Annotated in this window: 10 protein-coding genes; 7 read left to right on the top strand and 3 right to left on the bottom strand. The window is 60.0% G+C overall.

Going from position 1 to position 12791, the window contains the following annotated elements:
- The first annotated feature begins 37 nt into the window (after window positions 1-37).
- Entirely contained in the window at window positions 38-1684 is a 1647-nt protein-coding gene (locus CLU80_RS24955; RefSeq protein ID WP_099758670.1) for a SulP family inorganic anion transporter, read from the top strand.
- A 205-nt stretch (window positions 1685-1889) separates the two neighbouring features.
- On the opposite strand, the gene acnB is transcribed toward CLU80_RS24955, so the two are convergent.
- Entirely contained in the window at window positions 1890-4499 is a 2610-nt protein-coding gene (gene acnB / locus CLU80_RS24960; RefSeq protein WP_093437081.1) for a bifunctional aconitate hydratase 2/2-methylisocitrate dehydratase, read from the bottom strand.
- 468 nt (window positions 4500-4967) lie between these two features.
- Here acnB and CLU80_RS24965 point away from each other — a divergent pair, with 468 nt between their 5' ends.
- Window positions 4968-5438 (top strand): DUF1289 domain-containing protein, encoded by a 471-nt coding sequence (locus CLU80_RS24965; RefSeq protein WP_064117650.1) that lies wholly within the window; start codon window positions 4968-4970, stop codon window positions 5436-5438.
- A 161-nt stretch (window positions 5439-5599) separates the two neighbouring features.
- Here CLU80_RS24965 and uspL read toward each other — a convergent pair whose 3' ends face one another.
- Window positions 5600-6463, bottom strand: a complete 864-nt coding sequence (uspL, locus tag CLU80_RS24975) for a universal stress protein UspL (RefSeq protein WP_093437084.1) — start codon at window positions 6461-6463, stop codon at window positions 5600-5602.
- Between the two features lie 159 nt (window positions 6464-6622).
- Here uspL and CLU80_RS24980 point away from each other — a divergent pair, with 159 nt between their 5' ends.
- The 3 genes from CLU80_RS24980 to CLU80_RS24990 all read left to right on the top strand — a co-directional run bounded on the left by CLU80_RS24980 (window position 6623) and on the right by CLU80_RS24990 (window position 9361).
- On the top strand, window positions 6623-7234 hold the full coding sequence (locus tag CLU80_RS24980; protein WP_093437087.1) for a MiaE family protein: 612 nt from the start codon (window positions 6623-6625) through the stop codon (window positions 7232-7234).
- A 132-nt stretch (window positions 7235-7366) separates the two neighbouring features.
- Window positions 7367-8074, top strand: a complete 708-nt coding sequence (locus CLU80_RS24985) for a winged helix-turn-helix domain-containing protein (RefSeq protein ID WP_093437091.1) — start codon at window positions 7367-7369, stop codon at window positions 8072-8074.
- Window positions 8075-9361 (top strand): ATP-binding protein, encoded by a 1287-nt coding sequence (locus tag CLU80_RS24990; RefSeq protein WP_099758671.1) that lies wholly within the window; start codon window positions 8075-8077, stop codon window positions 9359-9361.
- Between the two features lie 185 nt (window positions 9362-9546).
- Here the strand turns inward: CLU80_RS24990 and CLU80_RS24995 are convergent, their stop codons facing one another.
- Window positions 9547-10035, bottom strand: coding sequence for a GFA family protein (locus CLU80_RS24995; protein WP_099758672.1), 489 nt, complete (start codon window positions 10033-10035; stop codon window positions 9547-9549).
- 138 nt (window positions 10036-10173) lie between these two features.
- Between CLU80_RS24995 and glsB the strand changes: the two genes are divergently transcribed.
- Together glsB and CLU80_RS25005 are read left to right on the top strand one after the other, a co-directional pair.
- Window positions 10174-11082, top strand: a complete 909-nt coding sequence (gene glsB, locus CLU80_RS25000; RefSeq protein WP_007911001.1) for a glutaminase B — start codon at window positions 10174-10176, stop codon at window positions 11080-11082.
- Between the two features lie 189 nt (window positions 11083-11271).
- On the top strand, window positions 11272-12774 hold the full coding sequence (locus CLU80_RS25005) for an aldehyde dehydrogenase family protein (RefSeq protein ID WP_099758673.1): 1503 nt from the start codon (window positions 11272-11274) through the stop codon (window positions 12772-12774).
- Window positions 12775-12791: the final 17 nt, after the last annotated feature.

Raw genomic sequence — 12791 nt, forward strand, 5'->3', positions numbered from 1 at the left:
CGTATGCAGCGGCTTTTTTTCGTCTGGAGACAGTGGATTGTCGAGCGCCCCGCAACCTGTAGAACAACCCAATCGCTGGCGGGATGTACTCGCCGGTCTATCGATAGCCGGTCTCTTGCTGCCCGAAGCGGTGGCGTATTCGACCATTGCCGCGCTGGCGCCACAGGCCGGGGTGATCGCCCTCTTTGCCGGGTTGCTGTGTTATGGGGTGTTCGGTACCAGTCGTTTTGCGATTGTGTCGGCAACGTCCTCGTCGGCCGCAGTGCTGGCGGCCGCGACGGCGACGCTGGCCAATGGTGACCCGCAATTGCGCTCGACCCTGGCAGTCGGCCTGGTGTTGGTCACGGGCGTGTTGTTTCTATTGGCTGGGCTCTTTCGTCTGGGCAGTGTCACCTCTTTCATCGCCAAACCGGTTTTGCGCGGATTCGCCTTCGGCCTGGCGCTGACCATCATTCTCAAACAAGTCGCCAGCGTGGTCGGCGTGCATCTGACCGACGCCAATCTGGTGCGCTTCGCCCCGCAATTACTTGAACAGCTGCCGCAATGGAACTGGCCGGCCGCGGCTGTTGCGGCCCTCGCACTGGTATTGCTCGGAGTATTTTCACGATTCCCGCGGGTGCCCGGTGGCTTGCTGGTAGTAGTGATCGGCATCGCCGCCGGGCAATGGTTGAATCTGTCGGCGTACGGCGTGCAGATGATCGGCACTATCGACCTGAGCCTGGAAGTTCCCAACCTGCCGGTGCTGCCATTCGCCGACTGGCTACGGCTGGGGGAGGTGGGTTTTGCGCTGGTGATGATTCTGTATGCGGAGTCTTACGGGTCGATCAGTGCGTATGCGCTCAAGCATGGCGACCGCGTCACCTCAAACCGTGATCTGTTGGCGCTAGGCGCATCGAATCTGCTCTCCGGGTTGTTTCATGGTATGCCGGCCGGGGCAGGGTACTCGGCGACCTCGGCGAATGAAGCAGCAGGTGCGACGTCACGCTGGGCCGGCGGTGTGGCGGCGTTGGTGGTGTTAATCATCGTGCTGACGGTGTTGCCGTGGATTGCCCTGACCCCGGAGCCGATCCTCGCCGCGATTGTCATGCATGCGCTGGGTCGCGGTTTGAGTCTGCAGCCACTGGGCCGCTACTTCATTTGGCGCCGGGATCGTCTGCTGGTGATCTGCGCGGTTTCGGCCGTGTTGGTATTGGGCGTGCTGGACGGTCTGCTGGTTTCGGTGGCGATCAGTGTGCTGCTGATGCTCAAGCAGATGTCGGCCGCGGACATTCAAGTGCTCGGGCGGATTGATGGCGGGCACGATTTTGTCGATGTGCAGCGTCATCCCGTTGCGCAAACGGAGCCTGGCGTACTGATCATTCGGCCCAGTGAGGCGTTGTTCTTTGCCAACGTTGAACGGATTCTGGGCGCGGCGTTACGGCTGATCCGCCATGCAGAAACGCCGGTGCATACGGTGATTCTGAGTCTCGAGGAGACGCCGGACCTGGATGGCACCAGCATTGAGGCGATGCAGGAGTTCCTTGTGCGGGTGCATCAGGAAGGCAAGCGTTTGATTCTGGCGCGGCTCAAGCATGAGGCGCTGGCGGTGCTGGAGGCGTTGCCCGAAGTGCAAGCCAACGCTGTGATCCTCAGCGGTCTGAGCGTCGATGGCGCCGTGCAGAAAGCCCTCACACTAAACCCGTAACCCTATCGGGGAAATGCAGGTCTCTTGTCTGGTAAGAATCAAATGTGGGAGCGAGCCTGCTCGCGAAAGCGATTCATCATCCAATAGTTACATCGACTGACACACCGCTTTCGCGAGCAGGCTCGCTCCCACAGGGTCTATGTGTGAGGCATAAAAAAACGCCGCTCATCTCACGATGGGCGGCGTTTTTCAGTGCGTTGTAACGTTAGGCTTGAACGACCGGGATATTGGCGTTCGCAGCAGCTTCACGGAACTCGGCGATCTGGTCGAAGGACAGGTAGCGGTAGATATCAGCCGCCATGCTGTCGATCTTGCCAGCGTATTCCATGTACTCCTCGACGGTCGGCAGGCGACCCAGGATCGAAGCCACGGACGCCAGCTCGGCCGAAGCCAGGTAGACGTTCGCGCCGTCGCCCAGACGGTTCGGGAAGTTACGGGTCGAAGTCGAGACCACGGTGCTGTTCGGCTCAACGCGTGCCTGGTTACCCATGCACAGCGAGCAGCCTGGCATTTCCATGCGTGCGCCAGCCTTGCCGTAGATGCCGTAGTAGCCTTCTTCGGTCAGTTGGTGAGCGTCCATTTTGGTCGGCGGCGACAGCCACAGACGGGTTGGCAGCTGACCCTTGACCTGATCCAGCAGTTTACCGGCAGCGCGGAAGTGACCGATGTTGGTCATGCACGAACCGATGAACACTTCGTCGATCTTCTCGCCAGCAACGCTGGACAGCAGACGGGCGTCGTCCGGATCGTTCGGCGCGCACAGTACCGGCTCGTTGATGTCGGCCAGGTCGATTTCGATGACTTCGGCGTATTCGGCGTCGGCATCGGCTTCCATCAGTTCCGGGTTGGCAACCCAGGCTTCCATCGCTTGGGCGCGACGTTCCAGGGTACGTGCATCGCCGTAGCCTTCGCCGATCATCCAGCGCAGCAGGGTGATGTTGGAGTTCAGGTACTCGGTGATCGACTCTTTCGACAGCTTGATGGTGCAACCGGCAGCCGAACGTTCGGCCGAGGCGTCGGACAGTTCGAACGCCTGCTCCAGGGTCAGACCTTCCAGACCTTCGATTTCCAGGATGCGGCCGGAGAAGGCGTTTTTCTTGCCTTTCTTCTCGACGGTCAGCAGACCGTTCTGGATGGCGAAGTAAGGAATGGCATGAACCAGGTCACGCAGGGTGATGCCAGGTTTCATTTTGCCTTTGAAGCGCACCAGGATCGATTCCGGCATGTCCAGCGGCATAACGCCGGTGGCTGCGGCAAACGCAACCAGACCGGAACCGGCCGGGAACGAGATGCCCATTGGGAAACGGGTGTGCGAGTCACCACCGGTACCCACGGTGTCTGGCAGCAGCATGCGGTTCAGCCACGAGTGGATGATGCCGTCGCCCGGACGCAGGGAAACGCCGCCGCGGGTCATGATGAAGTCAGGCAGGGTGTGGTGGGTGGTCACGTCGATCGGCTTTGGATACGCCGCGGTGTGGCAGAAGGACTGCATCACCAGGTCAGCGGAGAAGCCCAGGCACGCCAGATCTTTCAGTTCGTCACGGGTCATTGGACCGGTGGTGTCCTGAGAACCCACGGTGGTCATCTTCGGTTCGCAGTAGGTGCCAGGACGGATGCCTTTGCCTTCTGCCAGACCGCAAGCCTTGCCGACCATTTTCTGCGCCAGGGTGTAACCCTTGGTGCTTTCGATCGGTGCATCAGGTTTCTTGAACAGATCGAACGGTGGCAGACCCAGTTCGGCGCGAGCCTTCTCGGTCAGGCCACGGCCGATGATCAGCGGGATACGGCCGCCGGCACGGACTTCGTCCAACAGCACCGGAGTCTTCATTTCGAAGGTGGTCAGGACTTCGTCGGTGCCGTGTTTGCAGACTTTGCCAGCATGCGGGTACAGGTCGATCACGTCGCCCATGTTCATGTTGGAAACGTCGAACTCGATTGGCAGTGCGCCGGCATCTTCCATGGTGTTGTAGAAGATCGGAGCGATTTTGCTGCCGAAGCAGAAACCGCCAGCACGCTTGTTCGGCACGTAAGGAACGTCGTCGCCGAAGAACCACAGCACCGAGTTGGTGGCCGATTTACGCGACGAACCGGTACCGACCACGTCACCGACGTAGGCGATCGGGAAGCCTTGACCGCGCATTTCTTCGATCTGCTTCATCGGGCCGATGGCGCCCTGCTGATCAGGAACGATGCCGTCGCGGGCCATTTTCAGCATGGCCAGGGCGTGCAGCGGGATGTCTGGACGCGACCAGGCATCGGGAGCAGGGGAGAGGTCGTCGGTGTTGGTTTCGCCGGTTACCTTGAACACGCGCAGGCTGATCTTGTCTGCCAGGGTCGGACGGTTTTTGAACCACTCGCCGTCAGCCCAGGATTGCAGCACGGCTTTAGCGTGAGCGTTACCGTTCTTGGCTTTTTCCGCGACGTCGTGGAACGCATCGAACATCAGCAGGGTGTGCTTGAGCTGCGCGGCAGCGACCGGCGCCAGCTCGGCGTCGTCCAGCAGGTCAACCAGAGTGACGATGTTGTAGCCGCCCTGCATGGTGCCGAGCAGTTCTACAGCGCGTTTTTTGTCCAGCAGAGGGGAGGAAACTTCGCCCTTGGCCAGTGCAGACAGGAAGCCGGCTTTGACATAGGCCGCTTCGTCCACGCCTGGTGGAATGCGATTGGTGATCAGGTCAACGAGAAATTCTTCTTCGCCAGCCGGAGGGTTTTTCAGCAGCTCGACCAGGCCTGCTGTTTGTTCGGCGTTAAGCGGCTGGGGAACGATACCCAGGGCTGCACGCTCTTCGATATGTTTGCGGTAGGCTTCAAGCACAGTTATTACCCTCATCAGTGGTCCCAAATGGGTGTCCGGGACGCTCATCCCGAAATTGCCGTACTCATGCTCCTCACGACGTTGTGGGTCGTTCGGCCAGAATTACCGGCAATTCCTTACAGAAGCTGCTTTCAAAGTTTTACGCCTGCAGAACGGGGAGCTGATGAGGGTTGGCGCTGGATTTTTCCCCGCTGGAAAAATCCCTCGCCAACACCGCTCTGAAGGAACGACTGTGCTCGTGACGCTTTGAAAACAGCTTCTAACGGACATTGGCGCCTTAAAAGGCTGGCTGATTCTACGGCAAAAAAAATTTAAAGGTAAGTCGGGCTCTATTGGACTTTCGTGGCAATGCGCGTGGCCAGGGCAAACGCCGCGCGTGGCTGTGACCCTGAAGTTTGAGGGGTGATCAATGCCCGACAAAGGGCTAACATGCCGACCTGTTCCGCGTTTCAGTGTTTTACCTACCTTATGCCCAATCAGACCATCAAGACCCCCTGCGTCGGCCTCTGCTCCACTGTTTACGGTGATCTGGTGTGCCGTGGCTGTAAGCGTTTCCACCACGAAGTGATCCACTGGAATGGCTACAACGAGGAAGAAAAACGTGCGGTGTGGTTGCGTCTGGAGCAATTGCTGTCACAAGTGATGGCGGCCAAGGTCGAGATTTTCGATTCGGCGCGCCTGCGCGAGCAACTGGAACAGCGCAAGATCCGCTTCGTGCCGCATCAGTCGGAATATTGCTGGGCGTATCAGCTGATTGCCCGTGGGGCGCGGGTGATCATTAATCTGGAAGCCTACGGGATGGTGTTGCTGCCGGAGTTTCGCGACTGGAACCTGCCGGAATTGCGTGATGCCATTGATCGGGAATTCTTCCTGCTGTCGGAAGCGCATTATCAGCGCTACATCGCCCCGGGCTTTCTGAAAGACGCCTTCGGCGCCTAGAAGCTTCGCGAGCAGGCTCGCTCCCACATTTTGCAATCATTCCAATTGTAGGAGTGAGCCTGCTCGCGATAGCGGTCTATCAGTCAACACTGTTGTCGTATGACACACCGCCATCGCGAGCAGGCTCACTCCTACAGGGATCGCATTTCAATTTGGGCTGTTTAGTGCTTCACCGCCAACTCCACCAGGTGATCCTCAACCTCCTGCGGCTTGAGCACCAGCACATCACTCTCCAGTTCATCCAAAACCACTTCAGCGGTATTGCCAATCAGAGCCCCTGACAACCCGGTCCGCGCCACCGTGCCAATCACGGTCACCGCCGCTTGCAGCTTGTGCGCCATGAACGGAATCAACACGTCCGCCGGGCCTTCTTCGATGTGCAAATGCTCATCATCGACATCGAATTCCGCCTGAAACGCTCGACATTGCTCGCGGTAACGCGCCTCGATGGTTTCGCTCAGTTGCAGCGTCGGGTCTGCAGCCGACAGCATCGGTGATGGATGCGCAGCGATCACATGCAGATGCGCCTTGGCCAGGCTGGCGATGTCGTAGCCATGATCAATGATCGTCGTGTGCAAATGCCGATGTTCACCATCGGCATTGCCCACGTCCACGGCTGCCAGAATCACCTTGTCCTTCCACGAACCGGCGGTTTTCACCAGCAGCACCGGGGTAGGGCAGTGGCGAAGGAGCTTCCAGTCCGCCGGGGTCAGCAGGGCCTTTTTCAGTGAGCTGTCGGGGAAATGCTGCTTGATCACCAAACCGCAGCCCTCGGCCTGCTGCACCTCGATGATGGTTTCATGCAGGCTCTCGTTCCACGCCTGTTCGGTGGTCACGCTGTAGCCGTCGGCGATCAGCGCGGCTTTGAGTACGCCAAGCATGCCGGCGTGGTCGTGCTTCTTGTCGCACACCAGCAGGTGCAGATGGGCCTGGGTCACGCCGGCGATCAATTTGGCGCGCTTGAGCGCCAGGCTTTCCGAATGTTCGGGTTCAATGACCACCAGAATGCTGCGAATGGCTTGCATGAGCGGAGTCTCCAGCAAAGAAAAGGCACGGCGTTGCACAACTATAGTTGCTGTCCGATCGTGTGCGACTTGATGCATATCAACGCCAGCCGCTGGTGGTCTGCGGACAGGCCGGTATAATCGGCGCCCTTCGCTCGAACACCTTTTACCGTGAGCCCCATGATCCTTCCCGAAATCCACGAATTCCTTGGCTGCCGCACCCCCGACGCCTGGGTTCAGGCCGCCCTGGCCGATCAGGAAACCCTGCTGATCGACCACAAGAACTGTGAGTTCAAGGCTGCCAGCACCGCCCTGAGCCTGATTGCCAAGTACCATTCCCACGTCGACCTGATCAATATGATGTCGCGTCTGGCCCGGGAAGAACTGGTGCACCACGAGCAGGTCATGCGCATCATGAAACGGCGCAAGATCGAACTGCGCCAGCTCCACGCCGGTCGTTACGCCTCGGGCTTGCGCAAGGTGGTGCGCAGCCACGAGCCGGTGAAACTGGTGGATACGCTGGTGGTCGGCGCGTTTATCGAAGCACGCAGTTGCGAGCGTTTCGAAGCACTGGTGCCGCATCTGGACGAAGAACTCGGCAAGTTCTACTTTGGCCTGCTGAAAAGTGAGGCGCGGCATTTTCAGGGTTATCTGAAACTGGCCTATCAGTACGGCGATGCGAAGGATATTGCTCAGGTCATCGACAAGGTCCGCGCCGCCGAGCAGGAACTGATCGAGTCGCCGGACGAAGAATTCCGCTTCCACAGCGGTGTGCCTGCACAAGATTGTTAAAAACTCTTAAGAGTATGAAACATCACTGAAAACCGGCCCCAGCGGCCGGTTTTTGCTGCCTGAAGCAAACGCCTTCATCGCGATTGCCGCCATAATGCCGACCACTTCACACATGGGCGGCAGACGGTCGTTATGGATAACCTGGGTTTTGGCAAACTCCTGCTGGTGGAAGACGATGAGCGCCTCGCCGCGCTGATCGCCCACTTTCTCGAACAACACGGCTACGAGGTGCGCACGGTGCATCGCGGTGATCTGGCCGTGGCTGCCTTTCTCGAATTCAAACCGAAAGTCGTGGTGCTCGACCTGATGTTGCCGGGGCAGAGCGGTCTGCACGTGTGCCGGGAGATTCGCAGCGTGTCGGACACACCGATCGTGATTCTGACGGCCAAGGAAGATGACCTCGACCATATCCTCGGTCTGGAGTCCGGCGCCGATGACTACGTGATCAAACCGATCAAGCCACCGGTATTGCTGGCCCGGCTGCGAGCGCTGCAGCGGCGGCAGGTGCCGGACAGCAATGTGGTGAGTTTTATGGAGTTCGGTCAGTTGAGCGTCGACCGCAGTTGCCGTGAAGTGCGGCTGGCGGGCGAGGTCATCGAAATGACCACCATGGAATTCGAGCTGCTGTGGTTGCTGGCCAGCGCGGCCGGCAAAGTGCTGTCGCGGGATGACATTCTCAATCGCATGCGCGGGATTGCCTTCGACGGGCTCAATCGCAGCGTCGATGTGTACATCAGCAAATTGCGCAACAAGCTCAAAGACAATCCCCGCGAGCCGATGTGTATCAAGACTGTGTGGGGCAAGGGTTATCTGTTCAATCCGTTCGCGTGGGAGCTGTAGATGCTGCGGTTATTTCTCGGGCTGTTTCTGGTCATGACGTTGGGTCTGGTGCTGGCCTTGCAGACGGTCGAGCGCACTTTTGATGCCTTGCTCGATTATCAGATGCAGGACTACAACCGTGAGGCCGTGCGCGGCCAGGCCTGGGCGTTGGGCCAGCAGTTGCGCGACCTCGACGGCCCGGCCCGGGAACAACAGCTGGAAACGATCCGCCCGCATTACGGTTTGGGGCTGACGCTGGTCGACGCCTCTGAACTGGCCCTGAGCGACGAGGAAAAAGCCGAGCTGGCCAAAGGGCTGCTGGTGATCCGCGACAAGTACACCCAGTACATTTCTGCGATTGACGAGGGGCCGCAGTTGCTCAGCATCCGCTTGCCGGCCGAGCCGAGCCTGATGCCGTTCTACATCGCCGCTGCCTACCTGATGATCGCCGTGCTGATCGGCATCGTGCTGTTTTTCTGGGTACGTCCGCACTGGCGTGATCTGGAGAAACTGCGCCTCGCTGCCGAGCGTTTCGGCGATAACGACCTGTCGGTGCGCATTCAATTGTCGAAACGCTCGAACATTCGCGATCTGGCCGAACACTTCAATCTGATGGCGGCGCGCATCGAAGGGCTGATCGCCAATCAGCGTGAGCTGACCAATGCCGTGTCTCACGAACTGCGCACGCCGATCGCACGGCTGTCGTTTGAACTCGACCAGCTCAAGCAACAGCCGGACGCCAGTCAGAACCGCGAGCTGATCGCCGACATGTACGCCGACCTTGGTGAACTGGAGGAGATGGTGTCCGAGCTGCTGACCTACGCCAGCCTTGAGCGCGGCGCAACGGTGATCAAGCGCGAAAACATCCAGGCTGCCAATTGGCTTGATAGCGTAGTTGGCAGCGTGGCGCTTGAAGCAGAGGCGGCGGGGGTGCAGTTGCTGATCGCGGATTGCCGGATCGACACAGTGCGCATCGAACCGCGATTCATGGCGCGGGCGGTGATCAATCTGCTGCGCAACGCGATTCGTTATGCCGAGCAGCGCGTGGAGGTGACGCTGGAACGCACGGGCGATTATTACCAGGTGCGGGTCAACGACGACGGGCCGGGGGTGCCGGTGCACGGACGGGAGAAGATCTTTGAGCCGTTTTCGAGGCTGGATGCCAGTCGCGATCGCCGTACCGGTGGGTTTGGTTTGGGCCTGGCGCTGGTGCGGCGGGTGTCGCAATCCCATTGCGGGCAGGTTGAGGTGGGCGATTCGCCTTGGGGTGGGGCGTCGTTCCGGATGACCTGGGCGCATCTGGATTAAATGCGCTGCCCCGTGCCGGCCCCTTCGCGAGCAGGCTCGCTCCCACATTGGATTTGTGAACGCCAGAGATCATTGTGGGAGCGAGCTTGCTCGCGAAGGGGTCAGTCCAATCGGCATTTTTGCTACTGCCCCACCGCTATCGCGAGCAGGCTCACTCCTACAGGGGGGAGCCTGGAGTTACGCGTTCAGCGGGTCAAACCGAGGCGTTCATGCCACTGGGCAATGGATTCTTCGGGGTAGACGTCAAACTGTTTGTCTTTCGCTTTAACGTCGATTTCCACCCACGGTGCTTTCGAGCCGAGCATCAAATGCGTGTGCTCCGGCGGCACCGGCAACGGCGTGTCGATGGCCGAGGCAAACGGGTGGATCAGTTCTGGCCATTCCGGGCTGAACAGCCACAGGCCGCTGCCGCACAATGAACAGAAATGCCGCTCGGCCGTGCTGCGATGGGCGCGCTGGTCGCCTTCGTCTTTCATCTTCGCGTGGTAAATGCTGATGTGTTTGCGCCCGCGCACCTTGAGGCTGGTCGCGTCGCCGCCAAGGTTGATCGCATAACCGCCACCGCCCTGAGTCTTGCGACAGATCGAGCAGTAGCAGCGTTGATAAGGGTAGGGATGGGCGCTGGTGAGGCTGAATGTGACCTCGCCACAATGGCAGGAGCCTTCGAGTAGCATGGTTGCTCTCCCGTTTTTGAATGTGCGGTTGAGCCTAGAACATTCACCACGATGGCGGCCGGTGTGATTCGACGGGCGGGCGCAGCGTCTAGCCCCAGTGTCCCCGCAATCCCATGGGGCGAGACTTCGGAACCCGGCATGCAAGCGCTGTTGAACGAGATTCTTGACGCTGTCCGCCCGTTGATCGGGCAGGGCAAGGTGGCTGACTACATTCCTGCCCTCGGCACCGTGCCGGCCAATCAGCTGGGCATCGCCGTGTACGGCAACGACGGCGAGATGTATTGCGCCGGTGACGCCGAGACGCCGTTCTCGGTGCAGAGCATTTCCAAGGTGTTCAGCCTGGTGCAGGCGATCGATCATTCCGGCGAAGCGATCTGGGAACGCCTCGGTCACGAGCCGTCCGGGCAGCCGTTCAACTCGCTGGTGCAGCTGGAATTCGAGCGCGGCCGGCCGCGCAATCCGTTCATCAATGCCGGTGCGCTGGTGATCTGCGACATCAACCAGTCACGCTTTGCCGCACCGACCCTGTCGATGCGTGACTTCGTCCGGCGCCTGTCAGGCAATCCGCAGATCATGATCGACGGCAAAGTCGCCGACTCCGAATATCAACACCGTGCGCGCAATGCGGCGATGGCGTATCTGATGCAGTCGTTCGGCAACTTCCACAACGACGTCGAAGCGGTGCTGCGCAGTTATTTCAGCCACTGCGCGTTGCGGATGAACTGCATTGATCTGGCGCGGGCGTTCTGCTTTCTGGCCAACGACGGTTTCTGCAAACACAGCGGCGAACAGATCCTCACGCGTCGGCAAACCCAGCAGGTCAACTCGATCATGGCCACCAGCGGGCTGTATGACGAAGCGGGCAACTTCGCTTATCGCGTTGGCTTGCCGGGCAAGAGCGGTGTCGGCGGCGGGATTGTCGCGGTGGTGCCGGGGCAGTTCACGGTGTGCGTGTGGTCGCCGGAGTTGAATGCCGCCGGGAACTCGCTGGCGGGCATGGCGGCGCTGGAGATGCTTAGCGCGCGGATTGGCTGGTCAGTCTTCTGACCCGATCACACAAACACCACAAAACCCTGTGGGAGCGAACCTGCTCGCGAAGGCGTCAGGTCAGCCAACATTGATGTATCAGATCCACCGCTTTCGCGAGCAAGCTCGCTCCCACAGGGTTAGCGGTTGCTTTGGAGGATTGTGTTCCTATACATTTTCCGGCCGCTCCCTGCATGGTGAATCCGCTTCATGTCTCTTGCGCTCGAACGTCTAGTCGCTGGCACGCCGATCCCTTTCGCTGGTAACCGCGTCACCGTGGTCAGCCCCGAACTGGCCGCGCGCTTTCAGCCCGGTGACCATCTGCTGGTGGAGCAGGTCAGTGGCGAGTTGCTGTTGATTCCCGTGGCGGATCAGCAAGCGGCGTCGGTAGCGATCGAGCGCGCGGCAGCGGCATTCACGGCGTTGTCGGCGGTGTCCGATGAGGCCATCAGCCAGTTTTTCGACCTGTTTGCGCAACGTCTGGAAACCCCTGCGTGCTGGGCTCACATCGAAACCGCCAACCGCGCGGACATCGAACGCGCCAAGGCGCGCGGTCGTTCCACCACCCGATTGCTCGCCGATGAGCGCATGCGTGGCGACATGATCGCCGGCCTGCGCGCCTGGCGGGATGCCGCAGCCACGCGCGGCAAAGTCATCAGCAGCGTTGAGCATGATGGCTGGAAGGTCGAGCAAGTGGTTTCGCCGTTGGGCATCGTCGCGTTTGTCTTTGAAGGCCGGCCGAACGTGTTCGCCGACGCGGCCGGTGTCTTGCGCACTGGCAACACCGCCGTTTTGCGCATTGGCAGCGATGCGTTGGGCACCGCGCAGGCCATTGTCACTCATGCGTTGAACCCGGCGCTGGCCGATGCCGGTCTGCCGGCCGGCGCGGTGTCGTTGGTGGAAAGCGTCAATCATGCCGCCGGTTGGGCGATGTTCGCTGACCGGCGTTTGTCGCTGGCGGTGGCGCGCGGTTCGGGTCGTGCGGTCAGTCAGTTGGGCAGTATCGCCCAGCAGGCTGGCACCGCTGTCAGCCTGCACGGCACGGGGGGCGCGTGGTTGATTGCCGATCGTGATGCCGATGCCACACGTTTCGCCGCCGTGGTGCGCAACTCGCTGGATCGCAAAGTCTGCAATACGTTGAACGTCTGCCTGATCCAGCGTGATCGCGCGGCGGAACTGGTGCCGTTGTTTCTTGAGGCATTGCAACAGGCCGGCACCGCGCGTGGTCAGGGTTGCAAACTGCACATCGTCGAAGGCAGCGAAAGTTGCTTGCCGAGCGAGTGGCAGAACGCGACGGTCGAGGTCTATCGCGCCGAGGGTTATCAGACCGAAGCACTGGCCGAACCCTTGGCGGAATCGGCGTTGGGCCGCGAGTGGGAATGGGAAGAAACCCCTGAAGTCAGCCTGATGATCGTTGACGATCTGGATCATGCAATTGCGCTGTTCAACCGCTACAGCCCGCAGTTCACTGTGTCGTTGATCAGTGAGGATGCGCAGGTTCAGGAGCGTTTTTACAATGCGGTGAATGCGCCGTTCGTGGGCAACGGCATTACCCGTTGGGTCGATGGGCAGTACGCGCTCAACAAACCAGAGTTGGGGCTTTCGAACTGGGAGAGTGGGCGCTTGTTTGCGCGCAGTGCGATTCTTTCGGGGGATGGCGTGTTCACCGTGCGTAGCCGCATGACCCAGATCGATCTCACGGTAAAACGTTGATCTGGCGGACAATGATC

Origin of the sequence: Pseudomonas sp. 29 (assembly GCF_002754355.1) — a bacterium.
GTDB lineage: Bacteria > Pseudomonadota > Gammaproteobacteria > Pseudomonadales > Pseudomonadaceae > Aquipseudomonas > Aquipseudomonas neuropathica.

Bases quoted from the DNA above. Each gene is read 5' to 3' on its own strand.
- CLU80_RS24965 (WP_064117650.1), top strand. From the start codon at position 4,968: ATGCCCAATCAGACCATCAAGACCCCCTGCGTCGGCCTCTGCTCCACT.
- uspL (WP_093437084.1), bottom strand. From the start codon at position 6,463: ATGCAAGCCATTCGCAGCATTCTGGTGGTCATTGAACCCGAACATTCG.
- CLU80_RS24980 (WP_093437087.1), top strand. From the start codon at position 6,623: ATGATCCTTCCCGAAATCCACGAATTCCTTGGCTGCCGCACCCCCGAC.
- CLU80_RS24985 (WP_093437091.1), top strand. From the start codon at position 7,367: ATGGATAACCTGGGTTTTGGCAAACTCCTGCTGGTGGAAGACGATGAG.
- CLU80_RS24990 (WP_099758671.1), top strand. From the start codon at position 8,075: ATGCTGCGGTTATTTCTCGGGCTGTTTCTGGTCATGACGTTGGGTCTG.
- CLU80_RS24995 (WP_099758672.1), bottom strand. From the start codon at position 10,035: ATGCTACTCGAAGGCTCCTGCCATTGTGGCGAGGTCACATTCAGCCTC.
- glsB (WP_007911001.1), top strand. From the start codon at position 10,174: ATGCAAGCGCTGTTGAACGAGATTCTTGACGCTGTCCGCCCGTTGATC.
- CLU80_RS25005 (WP_099758673.1), top strand. From the start codon at position 11,272: ATGTCTCTTGCGCTCGAACGTCTAGTCGCTGGCACGCCGATCCCTTTC.